The 21,625-nt window shown below is 70.1% G+C and carries 15 protein-coding genes; 11 read left to right on the forward strand and 4 right to left on the reverse strand.

The window, feature by feature from the left end:
• The first annotated feature begins 12 nt into the window (after nucleotides 1-12).
• Nucleotides 13-1,191 (forward strand): DivIVA domain-containing protein, encoded by a 1,179-nt coding sequence (locus tag ADK66_RS03795; protein ID WP_053652469.1) that lies wholly within the window; start codon nucleotides 13-15, stop codon nucleotides 1,189-1,191.
• An 88-nt stretch (nucleotides 1,192-1,279) separates the two neighbouring features.
• On the opposite strand, the gene ADK66_RS30480 is transcribed toward ADK66_RS03795, so the two are convergent.
• Nucleotides 1,280-1,501, reverse strand: coding sequence for a DUF2631 domain-containing protein (locus ADK66_RS30480; protein ID WP_082377176.1), 222 nt, complete (start codon nucleotides 1,499-1,501; stop codon nucleotides 1,280-1,282).
• 198 nt (nucleotides 1,502-1,699) lie between these two features.
• Here ADK66_RS30480 and ADK66_RS03800 point away from each other — a divergent pair, with 198 nt between their 5' ends.
• Nucleotides 1,700-3,280 carry a Rieske 2Fe-2S domain-containing protein gene (locus ADK66_RS03800; protein WP_053652470.1) on the forward strand — a complete coding sequence of 527 codons (1,581 nt, stop codon included), beginning with the start codon at nucleotides 1,700-1,702 and terminating at the stop codon, nucleotides 3,278-3,280.
• 127 nt (nucleotides 3,281-3,407) lie between these two features.
• Here the strand turns inward: ADK66_RS03800 and ADK66_RS03805 are convergent, their stop codons facing one another.
• On the reverse strand, nucleotides 3,408-5,003 hold the full coding sequence (locus ADK66_RS03805) for an NAD(P)/FAD-dependent oxidoreductase (RefSeq protein ID WP_053652471.1): 1,596 nt from the start codon (nucleotides 5,001-5,003) through the stop codon (nucleotides 3,408-3,410).
• Between the two features lie 85 nt (nucleotides 5,004-5,088).
• Nucleotides 5,089-5,919 carry a YhjD/YihY/BrkB family envelope integrity protein gene (locus ADK66_RS03810; protein WP_053652472.1) on the reverse strand — a complete coding sequence of 277 codons (831 nt, stop codon included), beginning with the start codon at nucleotides 5,917-5,919 and terminating at the stop codon, nucleotides 5,089-5,091.
• A 51-nt stretch (nucleotides 5,920-5,970) separates the two neighbouring features.
• Between ADK66_RS03810 and ADK66_RS03815 the strand changes: the two genes are divergently transcribed.
• The 6 genes from ADK66_RS03815 (at nucleotide 5,971) to ispG (ending at nucleotide 15,430) form a co-directional block, all read left to right on the forward strand.
• Nucleotides 5,971-6,522 carry a GNAT family N-acetyltransferase gene (locus ADK66_RS03815; protein WP_053652473.1) on the forward strand — a complete coding sequence of 184 codons (552 nt, stop codon included), beginning with the start codon at nucleotides 5,971-5,973 and terminating at the stop codon, nucleotides 6,520-6,522.
• 480 nt (nucleotides 6,523-7,002) lie between these two features.
• Complete coding sequence (locus ADK66_RS03820; RefSeq protein ID WP_053652474.1) at nucleotides 7,003-10,686, forward strand: CARDB domain-containing protein; 3,684 nt, start codon at nucleotides 7,003-7,005, stop codon at nucleotides 10,684-10,686.
• Nucleotides 10,687-10,949: 263 nt separating this feature from the next.
• Complete coding sequence (locus tag ADK66_RS03825) at nucleotides 10,950-11,633, forward strand: Uma2 family endonuclease (protein WP_053652475.1); 684 nt, start codon at nucleotides 10,950-10,952, stop codon at nucleotides 11,631-11,633.
• A gap of 153 nt (nucleotides 11,634-11,786) precedes the next feature.
• The gene (dxr, locus tag ADK66_RS03830) at nucleotides 11,787-12,998 is read left to right on the forward strand and encodes a 1-deoxy-D-xylulose-5-phosphate reductoisomerase (RefSeq protein ID WP_053652476.1); all 1,212 of its coding nucleotides are present in this window, start codon (nucleotides 11,787-11,789) and stop codon (nucleotides 12,996-12,998) included.
• Nucleotides 12,998-14,248, forward strand: coding sequence for an RIP metalloprotease (locus tag ADK66_RS03835; RefSeq protein ID WP_053652477.1), 1,251 nt, complete (start codon nucleotides 12,998-13,000; stop codon nucleotides 14,246-14,248). The genes dxr and ADK66_RS03835 overlap by 1 nt, the downstream gene beginning before the upstream one ends.
• Nucleotides 14,249-14,257: 9 nt before the next feature.
• Nucleotides 14,258-15,430, forward strand: coding sequence for a flavodoxin-dependent (E)-4-hydroxy-3-methylbut-2-enyl-diphosphate synthase (ispG, locus tag ADK66_RS03840; protein ID WP_053652478.1), 1,173 nt, complete (start codon nucleotides 14,258-14,260; stop codon nucleotides 15,428-15,430).
• 106 nt (nucleotides 15,431-15,536) lie between these two features.
• Here the strand turns inward: ispG and ADK66_RS03845 are convergent, their stop codons facing one another.
• Nucleotides 15,537-16,118 carry a PadR family transcriptional regulator gene (locus ADK66_RS03845; protein ID WP_053652479.1) on the reverse strand — a complete coding sequence of 194 codons (582 nt, stop codon included), beginning with the start codon at nucleotides 16,116-16,118 and terminating at the stop codon, nucleotides 15,537-15,539.
• Nucleotides 16,119-16,259: 141 nt separating this feature from the next.
• Here ADK66_RS03845 and ADK66_RS03850 point away from each other — a divergent pair, with 141 nt between their 5' ends.
• The 3 genes from ADK66_RS03850 (at nucleotide 16,260) to ADK66_RS03860 (ending at nucleotide 21,590) form a co-directional block, all read left to right on the forward strand.
• Nucleotides 16,260-17,099, forward strand: a complete 840-nt coding sequence (locus ADK66_RS03850) for a DUF4081 domain-containing GNAT family N-acetyltransferase (protein ID WP_053652480.1) — start codon at nucleotides 16,260-16,262, stop codon at nucleotides 17,097-17,099.
• A gap of 115 nt (nucleotides 17,100-17,214) precedes the next feature.
• A complete protein-coding gene (locus tag ADK66_RS03855; protein ID WP_157552191.1) occupies nucleotides 17,215-17,817 on the forward strand; it encodes a hypothetical protein in 603 nt (200 codons plus the stop codon).
• 149 nt (nucleotides 17,818-17,966) lie between these two features.
• Nucleotides 17,967-21,590 carry an ABC transporter ATP-binding protein gene (locus ADK66_RS03860; RefSeq protein ID WP_053652482.1) on the forward strand — a complete coding sequence of 1,208 codons (3,624 nt, stop codon included), beginning with the start codon at nucleotides 17,967-17,969 and terminating at the stop codon, nucleotides 21,588-21,590.
• The last annotated feature ends 35 nt before the right edge of the window (nucleotides 21,591-21,625 follow it).

Here is a 21,625-nt window from a genome sequence, read left to right on the forward strand (position 1 = left end):
CCAGGAGACATAGTGGCGAGTCAGGGTCAGCGTTTCCGGCGCAAGGCGCTCCGCCGGGGATACAAGGTCGACGAGGTTGACGCCTTCCTCGACCGGGTCGAGGCGACGCTCGACGGCCGTCAGGTCGGCGCGCCGGTGGCCTCCCAGGAGGTCCACGACGTCGTCTTCCGGGTCCGGTTCAACGGCTACGACGAGTGGCAGGTCGACCTGCACCTGGACCGGGTCGAGCGGCAGTTGGCCGAGCTGGAGGAGCGCAGCAGCGCCGGGCGCGGTGCCGACCCCCGGATGCCCGACCGGATGGGCCCACCGGACCGGATGGGTCCGCCGATGCGCGACGACCGCGGCATGCAGCCCCTGCCTCCCCGACCGATGCCGCCGGTGCAGGCCGGGCCGCCCGCCGATCGCTACGGCCGCTACGACGAGCCCACAGGCGCGTTCGCCGGCGGTTACGACAATCCCCGAGGCGGGTACGACGCACCGCGCGGCCCGGGTGGCCCCGGTCAGATGGGCCCGGGTGGCCCGATGGGTGGGCACGGCGTCCCGCCTCGTGGCCTGCCCGCCGGCCCTGGTGGCTACGGCCCCGACGATCAGCGGATGCCGGGCGGTTACGGCCCTCCCGATGACCAGCGGACGCCCGGTGGCTACGGCCCTCCGGACGACCAGCGGATGCCAGGCGGCTACGGCCCTCCGGACGACCCGCGTGGCCCGGGCGGCTACCCGCCGGAGGAGCCCCGCTTCGACGGCTTCGAGGCAGGTCGGCGCGGCCGCGCCGACATGACCGCTGAGATCCGGATGCCCGAGCGGGACCTGCGCGACATGCGTCGTGGCCCGGCCGGCCCGCCCCCGATGCCGCAGCAGGGCATCGGCGGCCCGCCGATGGCCGGCCCGCCCGCCGTCGCCGGTCCGCCGATGGGCGGCCCGCCGATGGCCGGCCCGCCCGGCAGCGACCTGTACCGGGTCGACCAGATCCGCCGCAGCTTCCAGGTGCGCCGGTTCGGCAGCGGGTACGACCCGGATCAGGTGGACCGGTTCTTCGAGACCCTGCTCGGCGGAATGCAGGGCCGCAACCCGATGCCGGTGAACCCGAAGGATCTGGACACGCTCCGGTTCGGCCTGGTGCCCGGCGGCTACTTCGAGGCCGAGGTCGACGCCGCGCTCAAGGACGTCCAGGACATCCTCTTCGGCCGCTGACGCCGACGACACGTACGGACGAGGGCCCGTCCCCCGGGTGGGGGCGGGCCCTCGGCGTCGTCAGCCGGTCGTCCGGCGGCGGGTCGGGTCAGGAGCGCAGGCCGTTGCGCCGCAGCACGGCGTCGCCGATCACGATGATCAGCAGCAGCGCGGCCAGGCCGACCAGCCAGATGTCTTCGACCCTGCCCTCGTGGTTGCCGCAGATCATCGCCAGCAGCGCCAGCGCGGTCACCACCGCGCCGATTCGCCCGGACTTCCGGTGCCCGGGCTTGTGCTGGTCTGGCGACGTTACCGGCTCGCTTCCTGCCACTGTCGGTCCTTCCCTCGCGATCGGATCTTTGGTTAGTCTGGCACGCCTCCTGCCCGGGGCGACGCGGTGGGGGTTTCCTGGTCGTCAGGCCCGGCCCAGTCGGGCCTCATGGCACTACGGGCGTCGCGGGGCGGAGGCCAGACTCGCTCCGGTAGCGTTTGTCGTACACCTGATTGTCTGTTTGAGGGGGACTGTGCGGTGCGAGTGACCGGAACTGGGCATGCCAGCATGCGGATCGACACGGCCGCGGGCAGCATCCTGTGCGACCCATGGGTCAATCCGGCCTACTTCGCCTCCTGGTTTCCCTTCCCGGACAACTCCCTGCTCGACTGGGAGACGCTGGGGCAGGTCGACTACCTGTACGTCTCCCACCTGCACCGGGATCACTTCGACGCGAAGCACCTGCGTGACTTCATCTCCAAGGACGCCACTGTCCTGCTCCCCGAGTTCCCCACCTCGGAGATGGAGGACGAGTTCCGGGCGCTGGGCTTCACCAAGTTCCTGAAGGCGCCGAACGAGCAGGTGGTGGAGCTGCCCGGCGGCCTGAAGATCATGATTCAGGCGTTGACGAGCCCCACCGACGGCCCGATCGGCGACTCGTCGCTCTGGGTCGAGTACGACGGGGTGCGGCTGCTCAACCAGAACGACGCCCGGCCCACCGACCTGAGCGTGTTCGCCGAGCTGGGGCACGTGCACGCGCACATGCTCCAGTTCTCCGGTGCGATCTGGTACCCGATGGTCTACGAGTTGCCGCAGGCGGCGAAGACCGCGTTCGGCAAGCAGAAGCGGGACCGGCAGTTCGACCGGACCTGGCGCTACATCGACGACCTGAAGGCCGACCACGTCTTCCCGATCGCCGGGCCGCCGTGCTTCCTCGACGACGCGCTGTGGCAGTTCAACGACATCCACGGCGACGAGGGCAACATCTTCCCCGACCAGTCGGTCTTCCTCTCGGAGTACGCGAAGGTCGGCGGCACCAACGGGATCGTGCTGCTGCCGGGCAGCGTCGCGGAGGTCACCACCGACGGCGCGACCACCACCCACCCGGTGCCGATCGAGGAGTTCTTCGCGAACAAGGTCGCCCACCTGGAGGAGATGCGGGAGCGCAAGCGGCCGATCATCGAGGCGGAGAAGGCGTCCTGGCGGCACCCCGAGGTGGATGTGCTCGGCCAGATGAAGAGCCGGATCGAGCCGCTGCTCGAAGAGTCGATCTACCTGGCCAAGGGTGTGGGTGGTCCGGTGCGCTTCGACCTGGTCGGCTACGACGGGGAGAGCGTCGAGTCGATCGTGGTGGACTTCCCGGGCCAGGAGGTCCGGCCGTACGCCGACGAGAAGGTCCGCTACCGCTTCCGTACCGACCGGGCGCTCATCGAGCACCTGCTCTTCATCGACGAGGTCGACTGGGTCAACTCGCTGTTCCTGTCCTGCCGGTTCTCGGCGGCCCGGATCGGCCAGTACAACGAGTTCGTGTACGCGTTCTTCAAGTGCCTCTCCGAGGAGCGGCTGCAGTACGCGGAGGGCTGGTACGACGAGCACGAGCGCAGCACCGACGCCGAGGACATCACATTGGGCGACTGGGTGGTGCAACGCCGCTGCCCGCACCTGAAGGCCGACCTGACCCGGTTCGGCATCGTCGAGGGCGACCAGCTCACCTGCCAGTTGCACGGCTGGCGCTTCGACCTGCCCTCCGGCCGCTGCCTGACAAGCGTCGGCCACAAGGTGAGAGCCCACCGAGTAGACGCAGAAACCCCAGCCCCAGCAGGCGAAGCCCTGACCTGATCCCCGCTGATCCCCGTCGATCCCCGCTGATCCCCGTCGATCATGGGGTTGTGGTGGATGACAAAAGCCGCTCCCGTTCCCATAACGGGCACCACAACTCCATGATCGACCGAGGTGGCGCGCGGGGTTAGCGGTTTAGGTCTTTCAGGATTCGGCGGGCTGCGTTGTGGCCTGCTGCTCCGATCACGCTGCCCGCCGGGTGGCAGCCGGCGCTGCCGGCGTACAGGCCGTCGATGCCTGTGGCGTAGGGCATCCGGTCGGTGAACGAGACGGTGTTGTCGACGTGGTGGATATGTCCGCCGGTGATGCCGAAGTGCGCCTCGATGCCGGGTGGGGCCAGCGGCACCGCGTCGGCGATCAGGTCCCCGGTGCCGGGGGCGTACCGCTCGACGATCTCGATGAGCCGGTCGGTGTAGCCGGGAAGTTCCGCGTCCCACGTCGTGCCGGCCAGCTCGTAGGGCACCGACTGCACGAACAGCGCCGACGAGTGGTGCCCGGCGGCGTCGGAGAGCGACGGGTCGACTGTCGTGTGCAGGTACCACTCGATCGTGGGCTCCGCCGGCAGCCGTCCGGCCTGCACGTCCGCCCACATGGCGCGCAGCGCGGCCATCGGTGAGGTGGTGTCCCCACCGACCAGTGACGCCGAGCCGGGCAGCAGGTGGATGGTCGAGCCGAACGGGCTCGGCGCGTCCGCCGGTAGGCAGGCGAACCGCGGCAGTCCGGTCAGCGCCAGGTTGAGCTTCAACGTGGTGCCGGGGCGGCGGACCGCCGCCATCCGTTCGCCGAGCGCCGCCGGCAGCGCGCCGTCGGGCACCAGGTCCATCAGCCGGTACGGGTCACACGCGCCGAGCACCACTTTGGCGGTGACCTGCCGGCCGTCGGCCAGTACGACGCCGCTCACCGCGCCGCCGTCCACTGTCACGGCGCTCACCGGCGTACCCGTCAGGATCGTCGCCCCGGCGGCGCGCGCGGCCCCGGCGAACGTCGCGGAGACGGTGCCCATTCCACCTTCGACGATCATCCAGGTGCCGCCGGAGCTGGGGAGCCTGCACATGTTGTGCACGAGGAAGTTGTGGCCGGTGCCGGGGTCGTCCGGGCCGGCGTTGAGGCCGGAGAGGCCGTCGGTGACGGCGTACATGCTGACCAGCAGTTCGGAGCGGAACTCGAACCGGGCCAGGTAGTCCGCGACCGAGCCCCGGACCATGTCGACGAAGACCTGCCGCAGTGCCGGGCGGACGTGCCGCTCGGCGGTCTCCTCGGCGCTCAGCGGCTCGGCCAACCATGCCGGGGCGAGGTCCGCGCGCAGCGCGGCCAACTCGTCCTGCATGGCATCGTCGGCGGCAACGTCGGCACGGGAGAAGAACTGGACGAGCTGCGCCCGGTTGGCGGAGGTGTCACTGCCGGCCAGCAGGTACGGCGAGCCGAGGCCGCCCGGTGTGGGCAGGAAGTAGTGCGGGTCGCGGCGCATGACAGGGATGCGCACGTCGAGGGTGGCGAGCAGTTCCGGTGGCATCAGGCCGAGCAGGTACGAGCCTGTGGAGTGGCGTAGGCCCGGCACCTTCGGGAACGGGTTCTCGGTGCGGGCCGCACCGCCGATCACGTCGGCCGCCTCCAGCACGAGGACGTCCAGGCCGGCGCGGGCCAACAGGATGGCGGAGGCCAGGCCGTTGTGCCCGGCGCCGACGATCACGACGTCGGCGCGTGCGGGAAGTTCGCTGCTCATGCCGCGCCAGCCTAGTCGCCAGCCATCCGTTCGGTGAGCCCTTCCGCGCAGGCCGCGACGGCCACCCGCCCAGCCCGTGGCGTGATCACCCCGCGCGCTCGGCCCGCCAGTGCGAGAGAGCCAGGGTGGCGGAGTAGCCAGCCAGCACGATCACGTGGAACAGGTAGAGCCAGAGGAGAACGGCGACGCCGGCACCGATCTCGTCGAAGCCGCCGAATGGCACGCCCAGGTCCAGGGGGAGCGAGGCGAAGAGCACGAAGCCGTGCATGAAGCCCGACAGGTTGGCCGCCGTGAACGAGCCGACACCGAGCGTGGAGAGCCAGTCCGGTGAGGCCGGCCCGACCACCCGGAACACCCACATCAGCACCGGTGTCAGCACCAGCCAGACCGCAAGGAACGACAGCACCACGCCCAGCGCGCCGGCCCAGCCGCCCTGCCGGACCAGGCGGGTGGTGAGTGGCAGCGCCAGCAGGATCGACAGCAGCAGCGCGGGGGCCGGCGCGAGCAGCGGAAGCAGCAGCAGTCGGCCCCGCCAGCCGACCAGGTGCTCGTCGGTGCGGGGTGCCGCCACCGACACGAACGCCCGCCGCAGGCCCTCGCCGTACAGCGACGCGGGCAGCAGCGACGCCAACGCCAGCAGCGGGGTCAACTCCACCCCGGCGTCGACGAGCGCCTCCACCGCCCGGGGCGCACCGATCGCTGTGGGCAGGGCCTCCACGGCGTACGAGGTGAGCCGGCGTACCCGATCGGCCCCGGCGACCAGCGAGGTGAGCCAGATGGCAAGCAACGCCACAGGCACCACGGCGATCGCCCCGTAGAAGGTGATGGCGGCGGCGTGCAGCGACAGGTCCCGTCCACGTACGGGACGGAACGCGGCACTGGTGATCCGCTTTGTCCGCTGCCATGCGCTGCCCATCGCAATCTCTTTCCCTGGCGGGGAGTGCGTCACTCATTAAGATCGCCGGCCATGACGGTTGCCACCACCGAACGCCTGATCCTGCGCGACTGGACCGCCGATCCGGCCGACCTTGCCCGCATCTACGACATCTACTCCCGTCCCGAGATCACCCGCTGGTTGGAGGTGTCTCCAGGGCTGCCGATGACCGACCCGGCGCAGGCCGCCGAACGGCTGAAGTTCTGGCAGGACCGGCACGCGCACGACGGCGGCCGGTACGGCACCTGGGCGATCGAGGTACGCGACACCGGCGTGGTGGCGGGCACGATACTGCTCAAGCCACTGCCGGGGCGGGACGAGGCGGTGCGTACCGACGACATCGAGATGGGCTGGCACCTGCACCCGGATTCGTGGGGCCACGGGTACGCCACCGAGGCGGCCCGCGCGGTCCTGGCGCGGGAGTTCGCCACCGGCACGCGGGAGATCTACGCGGTCGTGTCGCCGGGCAACGAGCCCTCGATGGCGGTCTGCCGCCGGCTCGGCATGACGCATGTGGGCCGGCGCACCGACTGGTACGGCGGCGAGGAGCTGGAGACGTTCGTGCTGAGCGCCCCGACCGGCTGATCAGCCACCCGCTTGGCGAAGGGCCCCCTGTCGACGTTTGTCGACAGGGGGCCTTCCTGTCGTCCGGGCAGCGAGCGATGGGCGGCTGTCGATAGTCACGGCAGTCGAAGCATTGACGCTCCCGTAGCACGTCAGTAACATCTGCTCAACCTCATGCAAAATCTCGACAAAGTGTGCTTGATTCTTTGCATGAGGCCGCAAGTTCCGGTTCCCTCACCCGGGCCCCGCCCTGCCCTTCCCCGCCCTTCCCCCACCCCGCCCCGGCCGATCATGGAGTTGTGGTGGGTGGCAAAAGCCGCGCCCGTTTCCATAACGGGCACCACAACTCCATGATCGACCGGGGCGAGGGCGGGGTTACTCCCCTCTTGCCAGCCACCACCTCCTGCGGCTGGCGCGCCCCTGCGTCTGGTCGACCACGCGCCGAATCACGCCCACGCCGTGTCAAGCCGCGCGGCACCGTCCCCCAACGACAGGACAGTGATGAGACGAACGAATCTGTTCAGGATGGTGGCGGCGACAGTCGCGGCCACGATGATCGCGACGGCCGGGTCGACGGTGGCCGCGAATCCGGCAGGCGCCGCCCGGCCGGCCGACACGACAGCCGCGCCGAGCGCCGGCTTCGCCCCGGCGGCCACGAACCTCGCCCAGGGCCGCCCCACCCAGGAGAGCGGCCACGCCGACGTCTACGACTCGTCGAGGGTCGTCGACGGCAACCCGGGCAGTTACTGGGAGAGCGTCAACAACTCCTTCCCCCAGTGGGTGCAGGTCGACCTCGGCTCGTCGCAGACCGTCAACCAGGTCGTCCTGAAGCTGCCGACCTCCGGTTGGGCGACCCGGACGCAGACGTTGAGCGTGCAGGGCAGCGCCAACGGATCGTCGTTCAGTGACCTCGTCGGGTCGCAGACGTACACATTCAATCCGGAGAGCGGCAACACGGTCACGATCAACGTCAACCCGGCCGCCGCCCGCTTCGTACGGATCACCATCACCGCCAACAGCGGCTGGCCGGCCGGGCAGATCTCCGAGCTTGAGGTGTACGGCGGCGGCACCAGCGGTGACACCACAGCGCCGAGCGTCCCGGGCACGCTGTCGCAGAGCACGTCAGGCAGCACTGTCACCCTCACCTGGGGTGCCTCGACCGACTCCGGTGGCAGTGGGCTCGCCGGCTACAACGTCTACCGCGACGGCAGCCTGATCGCGACGCTGGGCACCGTCCTCACCTACCAGGACACCCAACCGTCGACGGCGACGGTGTCCTACCACGTCCGCGCCCGCGACGGCGCCGGCAACCTGTCCGGCAACAGCAACACCGTCACCCGGACCGGCACCCAGCCCCCCGCCTGCACAAACGTGGCCCAGGGCAAGAGCATGACGGCGAGCGGCTCCACATTCACCTTCACCCCCGAGAAGGCGAACGACGGACAACTCACCACCTACTGGGAGGGCGCGGCCAGCTATCCGCAGAACCTGACAGTGGCGCTGGGCGCGAACCACTCCATCTCCCGTGTCACAGTCAAGCTCAATCCGGACCCGGCGTGGGGCACCCGTACCCAGACCATCCAGGTCCTCGGCCGGGACCAGGCCTCGTCGGCGTACACCAATCTGGTGTCGGCGGCGAGTTACCAGTTCGTCCAGGGGTCCAACACGGTGGCCATCCCGGTCAGCGCGACCACCGCGGACGTGCAGTTGCGGTTCACCGGCAACACCGGCGCCCCGTCCGGCCAGGTGGCCGAACTGGAGGTGTGCGGCACCCCGGCGCCGAACCCGGACCTGGTCGTCAGCTCGGTGACCTGGTCACCCACGTCGCCGAGCGAGGTCAGCCCGGTCACGCTCTCGGCGGTAGTGCGGAACATCGGATCCGCCGCCGCCGGGGCGACCAGTGTGAACTTCAGCCTGGCCGGCGGGGTCGTCGGCAGCGCCACGGTGGGCGCACTGGGCGCGGGCGCCTCGACCACAGTGACGTTCAACGCCGGAACCCGGTCGGTGGGCAGCTACGCCGTCGCCGCGGTGGTCGACCCCGCGAACACGATCGTCGAGCAGAACAACGGCAACAACAGCTTCACAGCGGCGTCGCCGCTCGTTGTCGCGCAGGCCCCCGGCCCGGACCTCCAGGTGCTCACCATCGCCTCCAATCCGCCGAACCCGGCCGTCGGGGCGTCCGTCACCTTCACCGTGGGGGTCCGCAACCGCGGCACCACCGCGACCGGCGCGACAACCGTCACCCGGCTGGTGGTGGGCGGCACCACGCTCAACACCACCACCGCCTCGATCGCGGCCGGCGCGACCGTCGCCGTGGCCGTCACCGGCAGTTGGACGGCCACCAGCGGCGGCGCCACCATCACCGCCACCGCCGACGCCACGAACGTGGTCGCCGAGACCAACGAGACGAACAACGCCCTCAGCCAGTCGATAGTGGTCGGGCGCGGGGCCGCCGTCCCGTACGTCTCCTACGAGGCGGAGGCCGCCCGCTACCAGGGCACGCTGCTGGAGACCGACCCGCTGCGCACCTTCGGCCACACCAACTTCGCCACCGAGTCCTCGGGCCGCAAGTCGGTACGCCTCACCAGCACCGGCCAGTTCGTCGAGTTCACCTCCACCAACCAGGCCAACTCCATAGTGGTGCGCAACTCGATCCCGGACGCGCCCGGTGGCGGCGGCATCGAGGCGACGATCAGCCTCTACGTCAACGACGTCTTCTCCCGCAAGCTCACCCTGTCGTCGCGGCACAGCTGGCTCTACGGCAACACCGATCAGCCGGAGTCGTTGACGAACACCCCGCAGGCCGACGCCCGACGGTTGTTCGACGAGTCCAACGCGCTGCTGGCGCAGTCGTACCCGGCCGGCACGCGGTTCAAGTTGCAGCGCGACTCGGGGGACACCGCCTCGTTCTACGTCATCGACATGATCGACCTGGAGCAGGTGGCGCCGGCGGCGAGCCAGCCCGCCGAGTGCACCTCGATCACCTCGTACGGCGCCGTACCCAACGACGGGCTCGACGACACCGCAGCCATCCAGCGTGCGGTGACCGACGACCAGAACGGGGTCATCAACTGCGTCTGGATCCCCGCCGGGCAGTGGCGGCAGGAGCAGAAGATCCTTACCGACGACCCGCTGAACCGGGGTACGCACAACCAGGTCGGCATCAGCAACGTCACCATCCGGGGCGCCGGCATGTGGCACTCGCAGCTCTACACGCTCACCGAGCCACAGAACGCGGGCGGGATCAACCACCCGCACGAGGGCAACTTCGGCTTCGACATCGACAAGAACACCCAGATCTCCGACATCGCCATCTTCGGCTCCGGCCGTATCCGGGGCGGTGAGGGCAACGCCGAGGGTGGCGTCGGACTGAACGGGCGCTTCGGCACCGGCACCCGGATCAGCAACGTCTGGATCGAGCACGCCAACGTGGGTGTCTGGGTGGGCCGCGACTACGACAACATCCCCGAACTCTGGGGGCCGGCCGACGGGTTGCAGTTCACCGGAATGCGGATCCGCAACACCTACGCCGACGGCATCAACTTCAGCAACGGCACGCGCAACTCCCGGGTGTTCAACTCGTCCTTCCGGACCACCGGCGACGACGCCCTCGCCGTCTGGGCCAACCCGTACGTCAAGGACCGTGCCGTCGACATCGCCCACGACAACCACTTCGTCAACAACACCATCCAGCTGCCCTGGCGGGCCAACGGCATCGCCATCTACGGCGGCTACGACAACTCGATCGAGAACAACCTGATCTACGACACCGCGAACTACCCGGGCATCATGCTGGCGACCGACCACGACCCGCTGCCCTTCTCCGGCACGACGCTCATCGCCAACAACGGGCTCTACCGCACCGGCGGCGCCTTCTGGAACGAGGACCAGGAGTTCGGCGCCATCACCCTCTTCCCCTCCACCAGGGACATCGTCGGGGTCACGATCCGCGACACCGACATCGTCGATTCGACGTACGACGGCATCCAGTTCAAGAACGGCGGCGGCAACATGCCGAACGTCGCCATCATCAACGTACGGATCGACAGGTCCAACAACGGCGCCGGCATCCTCGCGATGAGCGGCGCGCGCGGCAACGCCAACCTGACGAACGTGACAATCACGAACTCGGCCGACGGCAACATCGTCGTCCAGCCGGGCTCGCAGTTCGTCATCAATCCCTGATCCACACGCCTTCATGGAAATCGGGGTGTCCGCACGCTGCGGATACCCCGATTTCCGTGAACCCGAGTTGATCGTCGCGGGGTCGGTGCCGCAGCGCCGGCCGTGGGCGTCGGGCTCGTCTCGCGGGCGCCGGCCGTTCTCGCGGAGATCCACCGCGCCGCCTCGACTGCTTCGGACGGACAAGGTGTGCGATGGCCTGTTTCGCGGGCTGCGGTCGCTAGGCTGAGCCGAGGAGGATGGTCCGCTGAGGGGGGTGAGCTCGGATGGCCCAGGCAGCGTTCGCGCCGGAGCCGGCGCCCGAGCCGCAGTCGGCGCCAGCGCCGGAGCACGCCGAGCCGTCGTTCGACGTGTTGCGGTGGCACGACGAGCCGTGGACCGCGCAGCTCGCCCTCGACCTGTTGCCGGAGACCAACGGCCCCAAGGTTGAGGTCCTGAGCGGAAGCGTGATCGTGACACCACATGCCGGATACGACCATCAGGACGCGGAACTGGATCTGGCGTATCACCTCAAGCAGGCAGCCCGCCGCGCCAAGCTGTGGCTCTATCTGGAGACGAACGTCGTCTCGGGTGAGGATCTCTTCATCCCCGACATCGTCATCCTGGATGTGCCAGGCGGCGGCCGAACGACGATGGATATCAGGCATGCCGTGCTGTTGGGCGAGATCGTCTCTCCCGGAAACCGGCGTAAGGACATCATCGACCGGCCGCGCGAGTACGCCGCAGCCGGTGTGCCTTTCTTCCTCCGTGTCGACCTGCGCAATCGGGTTCCGACCCTGGCGCTGTACGAGTTGACCGAGGGGGAGTACCGGCCGGTCGCCGCCGCCGCTGCCGGGACGCGATTCGTCATGCGGGAACCGTTCGAGTTCTCCATCGACCCGGCCGACCTGCTCGGCGAGGAGGCACCGCCGGACGCGACGACCACCGAGTCGGCCGACGGCACGGCTTGATCGACACGGGTTCATGGAAGTCGGGGTGTCCGACGGGCGGGGATACCGCGGTTTTCCGTGCAGGCGAGCCGATCATGACGAGGTGGGGACGTCGGGCGGGCAGGGGTTGAGGCTCCCAGCGGGCGTGCAGCGGGGGTGGGGAAGAATGGTCCCGTGACTTCCCCCCGCGACCTTGTCCTTCTCGGGTCAACCGGTTCGATCGGCACGCAGGCCATCGACATCGTTCGGCGCAATCCGGACCGGTTCCGGGTGGTCGCTGTGGGTGCGGGCGGCGGCAACGTCGAACTGCTCGCCGCACAGGCTCTGGAGTTGGGTGTCGATGCGGTAGGGGTGGCGAAGGCGTCCTCCGCGCAGGACCTCCAGCTCGCGTTCTACGCCGAGGCGAGCCGGCGCGGTTGGGCCACCGGCGACTTCAAGCTTCCCAAGATCGTGGCCGGCCCGGATGCGATGACCGAGTTGGCGCAGTGGCCGTGCGACGTCGTGCTCAACGGTGTTGTCGGCTCGCTGGGCCTCGCTCCTACGCTGGCCGCGCTGCGCTGTGGCCGTACTCTCGCGCTTGCCAACAAGGAGTCGCTCGTGGCCGGCGGCCCGCTGGTCAAGGCCGCGGTGACGCGGCCGGGGCAGATCGTCCCTGTCGACTCGGAGCATTCGGCGCTGGCCCAGTGCCTGCGGTCCGGGTCGCGCGGTGAGGTACGCCGGTTGATCGTCACGGCCAGCGGCGGCCCGTTCCGGGGTCGTGGCCGCGACGAGTTGACGCAGGTCACACCCGAGCAGGCCCTCGCGCACCCGACCTGGAACATGGGCCCGGTCGTCACGATCAACTCCGCCACGATGGTCAACAAGGCGCTTGAGGTGATCGAGGCGCACGAGCTGTTCGACGTGCCGTACGCCGACATCACAGTGATGGTGCACCCCCAGTCGGTGATCCACTCGATGGTCGAGTTCGTCGACGGCTCGACGATCGCCCAGGCCAGCCCACCGGACATGCGGCTGCCCATCGCACTGGGCATCGGCTGGCCGGACCGGGTGCCCGAGGCCGCCGCCGCTGTCGACTGGACGGCCGCGCACACCTGGGAGTTCGCGCCGCTGGACGACGCGGCGTTCCCGGCCGTCGCGCTGGCCAAGGCCGCGGGGGAGGCCGGGCGCTGCCGTCCGGCGATCTACAACGCGGCGAACGAGGAGTGCGTGGCGGCTTTCGTGGCCGGCCGACTGCCCTTCCTCGGCATCGTCGACACCCTCGAACGCGTGTTGGAGGACGCTCCTGACTTCGCCGAACCAGGTACCGTCGAGGACGTGCTCGCCGCCGAGTCGTGGGCACGCGCGCACGCGCAGGAGATCATCGCGGGTTCGGTGGAAGGAGCTTGATGTCGTACCTGCTCGGGGTGGTTCTCTTCGCCCTGGCCATCCTCATCTCGGTGAGTCTGCACGAGGCGGGGCACCTGCTCACCGCCAAGGCATTCGGGATGAAGGTCACCAAGTACTTCGTCGGCTTCGGCCCCACCATCTGGTCGTTCAAGCGGGGTGAGACCGAGTACGGCCTCAAGGGCATCCCACTCGGAGGCTTCTGCAAGATCGTCGGAATGACGCCCCAGGACGACGACGTCGAGCCGGGCGACGAGTCGCGGGTGATGTGGCGCTACCCGGTCTGGAAGCGGACCATCGTCATGGCCGCCGGTTCGATCACGCACTTCGCGTTGGCCCTGATCACCATCTGGATCCTCGCCGTCTCCGCCGGCCTGCCCAACCCGGACTTCCCGACCACCGACGCGCAGGCCCGCCAGGAGCCGGCCGTCATCCAGCTCAGCGACTGTGTGGTGCCGGAGAACGCGGTGCGGGCGTGCACCCCCGCCGACGCCGCAAGCCCGGCAGCCAAGGCGCAACTGCGCGACGGCGACCGGATCACCTCGATCAACGGCACCCCGATCAACAACTACGGGGACATGCTCACCACCCTGCGCAGCCTCAAGCCGGGTGACACGGCGCAGATCCAGTACGTGCGCGACGGGCAGCAGGGCAACACCAGCACTGTGCTCGCCAAGACCGAGCGCCCGCCGCTGGACAACCCGACCGGTGCCGTCGCGCCGGTGGCCGCGCTCGGCGTCGGCCTCGTCCCCAGCACCCCCACCCGCGTGACGTACGGGCCGGTCGGCGCGTTCGGGGCCACGGCCAACTTCACCGGCGACCTGGCCGTCGGCACCGCCCAGGCGCTGCAACGCCTTCCGCAGAAGGTCCCCGCCCTGTGGACCGCCCTCACCGGCGGCGAGCGGGACATCGACACCCCGATCAGCGTGGTCGGCGCCAGCCGGCTCGGTGGCGAGGCCGTGGAGAACAACGCCTGGCTGGTCTTCTTCATGCTCTTCGTGTCGCTGAACTTCTTCATCGGTGTGTTCAATCTGCTGCCGCTGCTACCTGTGGACGGCGGCCACATCGCCATCGCCTGGTTCGAACGGGCCCGATCCTGGGTCTACGCTCGGATCGGCCGGGCCGACCCCGGTCGGGTCGACTACCTGAAACTGATGCCCTTCACGTACGTGGTGATCCTCATCGGTGGCGCGTTCACGCTGCTGACCATCGCCGCGGATGTCGTCAACCCGATCACGCTCTTCTCAAGGTGAGTGCCTGAAGTGACAGCAATCAGTCTCGGTATGCCCGCCGTACCGCCCCCGCCGCTCGCTCCGCGCCGGGCCAGCCGTCAGATCATGGTCGGTTCGGTCCCCGTCGGCGGCGGCGCGCCGGTGTCCGTGCAGTCGATGACCACCACCCTCACCTCCGACGTCAACGCGACCCTCCAGCAGATCGCCGAGCTGACGGCGTCCGGCTGCCAGATCGTCCGGGTGGCGGTGCCCTCGCAGGACGACGTCGAGGCGTTGCCCGCGATCGCCAAGAAGTCGCAGATCCCGGTGATCGCCGACATCCACTTCCAGCCCAAGTACGTCTTCGCCGCCATCGACGCCGGCTGCGCGGCCGTCCGGGTCAACCCGGGCAACATCCGCCAGTTCGACGACAAGGTCAAGGAGATCGCCCGTGCCGCTGGCGCGGCGGGGGTGCCGATCCGGATCGGCGTCAACGCCGGCTCACTGGACAAGCGGCTGCTGGCCAAGTACGGCAAGGCCACCGCCGAGGCGCTCGTCGAGTCGGCGCTGTGGGAGTGCTCGCTGTTCGAGGAGCACGGCTTCCGCGACATCAAGATCTCGGTCAAGCACAACGACCCGGTCGTGATGATCCGCGCGTACCGCCAACTGGCCGAGCAGTGCGACTACCCGCTGCACCTGGGTGTCACCGAGGCCGGCCCGGCGTTCCAGGGCACCATCAAGTCGGCTGTCGCCTTCGGCGCGCTGCTGGCCGAGGGCATCGGCGACACCATCCGGGTCTCGCTGTCCGCCCCGCCGGTCGAGGAGATCAAGGTCGGCAACCAGATCCTGGAGTCGCTGGGGCTGCGCGAGCGGGGCCTGGAGATCGTCTCCTGCCCGTCCTGCGGACGCGCCCAGGTGGACGTCTACAAGCTTGCCGAGGAGGTCACCGCCGGCCTGGAAGGGCTGCCCGTGCCGCTGCGGGTCGCCGTCATGGGCTGCGTCGTCAACGGCCCCGGCGAGGCCCGCGAGGCCGACCTCGGTGTCGCCTCCGGCAACGGCAAGGGCCAGATCTTCGTCAAGGGGCAGGTCGTCAAGACGGTGCCCGAGGCGCAGATCGTGGAGACGCTGATCGAGGAGGCGCTGCGCATCGCCGACGAGATGGGCGCCGAGCTTCCCGAGGAGTTGCGCGGGCTGGTCACCGGCCCGACCGTCACCGTGCACTGATTTTCCGTTTGGAAACAGCGGCCGTTCCCCCACGGGAGCGGCCGCTGTTTCTGCATTCCGGCCCCGCCGGTGCGGGGCGGTTGGTGTGCCCTGGTGCGCTTGCGCGTCACTCGGATTCGGCGAGGATGGCGTACAGCTTGCGCCGCGTCTCGTCGAGCACCTGGGCGGCCCGCTCACGCTGGTCGTCGGTGCCGTTCATCATCACCTGACGCAGCGCGTTCATCGCCTGCGCGCCGGAGTCGCGGATGTCGTGCCAGCTGCTCACCGTGCCCTCGGCGACGTCCGCCCACGGCGGGGTCTGCGCGGCGGCGGTCGCCTCGGCCTGGCCGGCCTCGGTGACAGTGAAACGCTTCCGCCCGCCGCCGGACTCCTCGGTGCTGGCGACGATCACGCCCTCGTCCTCAAGGAGTTGGAGCGTCGGGTAGATCGAGCCGGGGCTCGGTCGCCACGCGCCGCCGGTGCGCGAGTCGATCTCCTGGATCATCTCGTAGCCGTGCATCGGCCGCTCGGTGAGCAGCGCCAGCACCGCGCCCCGGACGTTGGGCCGGCGGCCCCTGCCCCGCCCGCGACCGCGTCCACCCCAGGGCCCGCCGTGTCCGTGGCCGTGCGGCCCGGGCGGCACCGGCGGGAAACCGAAGCCGCGCATCCGGGACTCGTGCATCGGGTGGTGGTCTCGATGGAATCTCATCGGATTACCTCTCGTCGTAACTATCGCTGATGCATCTACGATATATCGGCAACGTATCGACGACAAGAGGCAGTGGCCGGCAGGCCCCAGCCTCGCCACTCGGCCGGCGAGGTGAGGGGTTGATCTGGCAGGCTGGTAGTCGTGCTGACGGTGCCGGTACGGCAACTGGGAGAATCGGAACGCCGCGCGGTCGAACGCCTGCTCGACCGCGACCCGTTCGCGGGCGCGCAGGTCGCCGAGCGGATATCCGCGCGCGGGCTGTCCTGGTGGCGGGCCGAGGGCAGAATCCTGGGGTACGGCGCGCGACGCAACCTCGAATCACTCTGCTGGCTCGGCGGCAACCTCACACCCGTGCTCGCCAACGACGCCGCCGTGGCGGCCTTCGCCGACCTGCTCGCCGGTGAGGAACGGCTCTGCTCCTCCATCGTCGGTCGCGCCGACGCCGTCCTCGGTCTCTGGGACCGCCTGTCCGGCACGTGGGGCCCCGCCCGCGACGTCCGCCCCAACCAGCCGCTGCTGGCCACCGAGACGCTGCCGACCATCCCCGCCGACCCCGAAGTACGCCAGGTCCGCTCCGGCGAGGTCGACAAACTCTTCCCAGCGGCTGTGGCCATGTACACCGAAGAGGTCGGAGTCTCCCCGCTCGCCGACGATGCCGGCCGCAGCTACCGCCGCAGGGTCAACGACCTGGTGCGCTCCGGCCGCGCGTACGCCAAATTCGTCGACGGGACTGTCGTGTTCAAGGCCGAACTGGCGGTCGTGACCAAGCGGACCGCCCAGGTCCAGGGCGTCTGGGTGGCACCGGAGTGGCGGGGCCGCGGTATCGCCGCCGCCGCCATGGCCGCCGTCGTCCGCGACGCGCTGCTGCGGGTCGCCCCGACCGTCAGCCTGTACGTCAACGACTTCAACCTACCGGCCCGCCGGGTCTACGAGCGCTGCGGCTTCCAACCCATCGGTACGCTCGCCACGGTCCTCTTCTGACCGCCGCGGGATCGGTCGTTCTGGGTGCGGTACGGCTTCGGTGCGTCGTGGGTTTCATGTCGCCGGCTGATCGGGGCAACGGCACCGGTGGATGGGAGTGTCTACTCTCGCCGGCATGTCGCACTTCCGCCTCAAAGCGCGTTACGTGGTCCTCCTCGCGATCGCCGGTATGGCGGCCTTCCTCTGGAACCAGGCAACGCGCACCGACAAGCCGGACCTGCCAGCAGAGCTGTTCGTGGTGACGGGCACTGTCGAGTCGTACCGGACCGTCTTAACGGGGTCGGGAACAGTCAAGAGAAGCAGCCCCGCCGTGCTCAACCTGGTGAAGCTCCGCGACTACCCGGACCAGGTCGAGTTCTCGATTGAGCCTCCGTCGACCAATGGGGTGGCGCCGGGCACGTCGGTCCGATTCGAGATGCGCGAAGACCCCTGGCCGATACTGAAGGACGCGGGCTCCTACGACAACGCGTCCTACCGGATCTTCGTCGACGGTGCCACCTTCGACGGCACGGTGCACTACACGGCGGCCGAGGCCCAGGCACGCAACGACGCGGCAGTCTTGCAGCTCCGCAGCATCTCTGCGTTGCTGTGGGCTGTGGTGGTCATCTTGCTCGCGTCACTGGCCTGGCGGCAGCGGGTATTCCTGCGTTCCTTGCGGCAGCCCGACGGCGTGTCAGCCGCGGTCGACAGGTTGCGGAGGATTGTGTACCGGGAGTGAGGCGACGGCGCCGCCATCCGAATGCGTAACGCATGGAACACGAGTCGATCATGCTGGCGAAGCTTCCCCTAGGTGGGTAAATCGGTTGATTCGACGGCGTTGGGGCCGGCACGCTGAGTGCTCAGCCACCCACAGCCGGAGGAACTCCGATGCGTCTGCTCCGTGATCTGTGGGGCACCTCTTCACGCCGTATGACGATGGTGGCGGTCCTGATCGTGCTCGGCGCCGCCGGCCAGGCCGGTGCGTCGGCGCTCGCGGGCGCGGTGCTTGTGCATCGCTCGGCCGGCTTCTTCACGGTGCTGGCCGCGGCGCTCGTTGCCGTGGTGCTCAGCGACCTCGCGGTGAGCCTGCTGATGGCCGGTCTGACCGCCGACTGGTCCGCTGACGTACGCCGCCGGCTCTGCCGGGTCGCCCTCGGGCAGGACCTGCCCACCCTGGAGACCACTCCCGTGGGCGAGTTGCTCGACCGCATCGACGGGGACGTCTACCAGGTGGCGTCGGCGGTCCGTAACCAGGGGACGCGACTCGCCCAGGGGCTCTGCGTCGGTCTGTTGTCCATGGTGGTCGCGGTGTTCGTGTGGTGGCCGGCCGGGCTCGCGATGCTGCTGCTCACTGTGGTGCTCGCGGTCGGGCTGCGCCGGCCCACGGCGCGGATCGGCCCGGCCCGGATGGCCGAGGAGGAGGCCTGGTCGGATCTGGCAGCGGTGATGGAGGAGGCGGTGCACGGCCAGGACGACGTACGGACGAGTCTGGCCCGGCCGTACGTGCTCCGGCTGTACGCCCGGCGGGCCGCTGCCGTGCTGTCCCGTGGCCGGGTGGTGTGGGTGCTGTCCGCCCGGGTGGCCACGGCCGCCACCGCGACGATCCGTGCCGGCATCGGTGTGGTGGTGCTCGGTGGGGCGTGGGCGTTGGCCACCGGCCGGGTCGACGCCGCCCGGCTCACCGCCATCTGGCTGCTCGCCCTGGCCTTCGGCGCCACTGCGGAGCACGTCAGTCGGATGGTGCCGGAGATCCAGGAGGCCCTCGGCGCGTGGGCGCGGGTGCAGTTGCTCCAGAAGGCCAGGCAGGAGCCCGTCGGCGGAGCCAGCCCAACCGAGGGTGACCTGCGCATCCGTGACCTGACGTTCCGGTACGAGGTGAGCGGCGAGAAGAAGGGCCGGGGCGCCGCGCTGCGCGGGCTCAGCCTCACCTTCGCGCGTGGCCGCTCGTACGCGCTGATCGGCCGTACCGGCTCGGGTAAGTCGACGCTGGCGAAGGTGCTCACCAGGGCCGTCGACGTGCCGCCGGGAACAGTCTTCCTCGGCGGCACCGACCTGTGCGACATCGACGTGGAGCAGTTGCGTCGCTGGGTGGCGCTCGTACCGCAGCGCACCGAGATCCTGGCCGGCACGCTCGTCGAGAACGTCGCGCTCTTCGACAGGGAGCTGCTCGATGCCGCCGCTCGGGCGCTGCATGAGCTGGGTCTTGCCGGCTGGATCGCCGAGTTGCCGGACGGGCTGGCGACCCGGCTTGGGGAGGGTGGCCACGTGCTCTCCGCCGGTCAGGAGCAGTTGGTGGCGTTCGCCCGGATCCTGGTCCGGGAGCCGCACGTGGTGGTCCTCGACGAGGCCACCGCACGGCTGGACCCGGTAACCGAGGCACGGGTGCAGCGGGCCACCGAACGGCTGCTGCGCGACCGGATCGGCATCGTCATCGCGCACCGCCTCTCGTCGGTGCGCCGCTGCGACGAGGTGGTGGTGCTTGCCGACGGCGCCGTGGTCGAGGCCGGCCCGCTGGAGACGTCGACGCACTTCGCCGAGCTGTTGGCGACCAGTCACGCCGCCGCGTACGCGGCGGTGGCGCCGGCCGGCCGCAGCGGCGCCGGCACCGACCTGCTGGTCGGCCCCAACCCTGCCGATGCCTGGCCGGCCGGGCCGGCGCTCGCACCGGCCCGGCCCGTCGAGCGGATCGAGACGCCCGCGCCGATCGGGTCGGGCCAGCCGATCGCGTCGGGCCAGCCGCGTGACTCGGGCCAGCCGCGTGACTCGGGCCAGCCGTGCGACTCGGCTGGGCAGGACGGGCGGCCTCGCGCCGATCCGCCGCCCTTGCCGCCCATGCCTCCGGCGCGGACGCTGCGGGAGATCGCCCGACTCTGCACGAACGATCCCCGGTACGGGCTGGCCGCTGTCGGGCTGTTCCTCGTGGTCACCCTGCTGGGTTTGGACGGCCCCTTGCTGCCCTGGCTCTGGGCCGACGTGGTCGACGGCACCGGCAGCCCGTACCTGCCGGCGTTGGGGATCATGGCCGGGCTGCTGGTGACCCTGCCGGTGCCGTACTACACCCACGTCTGGTTCCCCGGGTGGTGGGTGCGGCAGATGCTGCGGATCGGCCTGCGTCTGGTCCACGGCCAGACCGGGGCGCGTCGGGTCAGCTCACACACCCCGGCCGAGGTGGTGGCACAGGGTGGCGACACCGAGCGGGTGGTGCAGCTCGCCGACAACGTGCTGGACCAGGCCGTCGCGCTGGTGCTGGTGGTCGCCATGACGGCTGTCACCGGCAGCGTCGTACCCGCGTTGTTCTTCCTCGGCACGATGGTGGTCTCCGGGCTTGCCGCGACGCTGTTCGGCCCGAAGCTGGAACGCGCGGCCCGGGCGACCGTGGCGGCGCGGGCCTCCTTCGCCACAGCGCTGGTCTCCGCGCTCTCCGCGGCGCGGACGGTGAAGCTCGCCGGTGCTACCGCCGCTGTGCTGCGTCACCTGGCGGACCTGGACGTGCTGCGCAGCGACAGGCAGCGGCGGGAGATCTCGGTGCAGGTGTGGTCGCGTTCCACGCCGTCGGTGGCGAGTGGGCTGTTGCCGATCGGCGCGTGGGCGCTCTATCTGAGCGGCGGGCTCTCCGCCGGGGCGGTGCTGGTGGTCGTCTCCACACTGGGTGCGGCCCGCTGGTTCGCCTGGACGACGGCGTCGCTGATCTCCCAGATGCCCTCGGCGCGGGTCTGGACCCGGCGGACGGTGGCGATGACCGGGACGAACGTGTACTCCGCGGGAGTCCCGGCTGTCGACCTGGCCGCCGGGACCGCGCCCGCGCCGACCATGCCGCCCCGGCATCCGCTGCGCCGGCTGGAGCTGCGCGGCTTCGGGGTGGTGCACTCCGACGGTACGGTCGCAGTCCGGAACGTGGACCTGACCGTGCAGCGTGGGCAGTTGGTGCTGGTCGTGGGGCCTGTCGGCTCGGGCAAGTCGTCGCTGTTGCGGGCGTTGGCCGGGATCGTGCACCACACCGGTGAGCTGACCTGGAACGGCGACCCGGTCACCGAGCCGGAGCTGTTCCTGCGCCCCAACCAGGTCGGCTACGTCGGTCAGCTGCCCCGGGTGCTGTCCGGCACGGTTGCCGACAACATCGCGCTCGGGCACCAGGTGGACGCCGCCGGGGCTGTCACCACCGCACAGCTCGACCACGACCTGGCCGCAGCTGGTGGAGGGCTGGGGCTGCTCATCGGGCACAAGGGCACCCGGCTCTCCGGCGGGCAGTTGCAGCGGTTGGCGTTGGCTCGGGCGCTGGCACCGCGTACCGAATTGTTGGTGGCCGACGACGTGTCGTCGGCGCTTGACGTCACGACGGAGCTGGCGCTGTGGCAGGCGCTGCGGGCACACGGGGTGACAGTGGTGGGGTCGACAGCGAAGCGGGCCGCGCTGGTCCGCGCCGACCACGTGGTGGTCCTGCACGCCGGCACTGTGGCGGCCCAGGGCACCTGGCGGGACCTGGAGGGCGACTGGTCGCACCTGGCCGGCTGACGGTCGGGTGGCTGCCGAACACGGCAACCACCCGA

It is taken from the genome of Micromonospora sp. NRRL B-16802 (genome assembly GCF_001279555.1).
Lineage (GTDB): Bacteria > Actinomycetota > Actinomycetes > Mycobacteriales > Micromonosporaceae > Micromonospora > Micromonospora profundi.

Bases quoted from the DNA above. Each gene is read 5' to 3' on its own strand.
- ADK66_RS03805 (WP_053652471.1), bottom strand. From the start codon at position 5,003: ATGAGCAGCGAACTTCCCGCACGCGCCGACGTCGTGATCGTCGGCGCC.
- ADK66_RS03810 (WP_053652472.1), bottom strand. From the start codon at position 5,919: ATGGGCAGCGCATGGCAGCGGACAAAGCGGATCACCAGTGCCGCGTTC.
- ADK66_RS03815 (WP_053652473.1), top strand. From the start codon at position 5,971: ATGACGGTTGCCACCACCGAACGCCTGATCCTGCGCGACTGGACCGCC.
- ADK66_RS03820 (WP_053652474.1), top strand. From the start codon at position 7,003: ATGAGACGAACGAATCTGTTCAGGATGGTGGCGGCGACAGTCGCGGCC.
- ADK66_RS03825 (WP_053652475.1), top strand. From the start codon at position 10,950: ATGGCCCAGGCAGCGTTCGCGCCGGAGCCGGCGCCCGAGCCGCAGTCG.
- ADK66_RS03835 (WP_053652477.1), top strand. From the start codon at position 12,998: ATGTCGTACCTGCTCGGGGTGGTTCTCTTCGCCCTGGCCATCCTCATC.
- ADK66_RS03845 (WP_053652479.1), bottom strand. From the start codon at position 16,118: ATGAGATTCCATCGAGACCACCACCCGATGCACGAGTCCCGGATGCGC.
- ADK66_RS03855 (WP_157552191.1), top strand. From the start codon at position 17,215: ATGTCGCACTTCCGCCTCAAAGCGCGTTACGTGGTCCTCCTCGCGATC.
- ADK66_RS03860 (WP_053652482.1), top strand. From the start codon at position 17,967: ATGCGTCTGCTCCGTGATCTGTGGGGCACCTCTTCACGCCGTATGACG.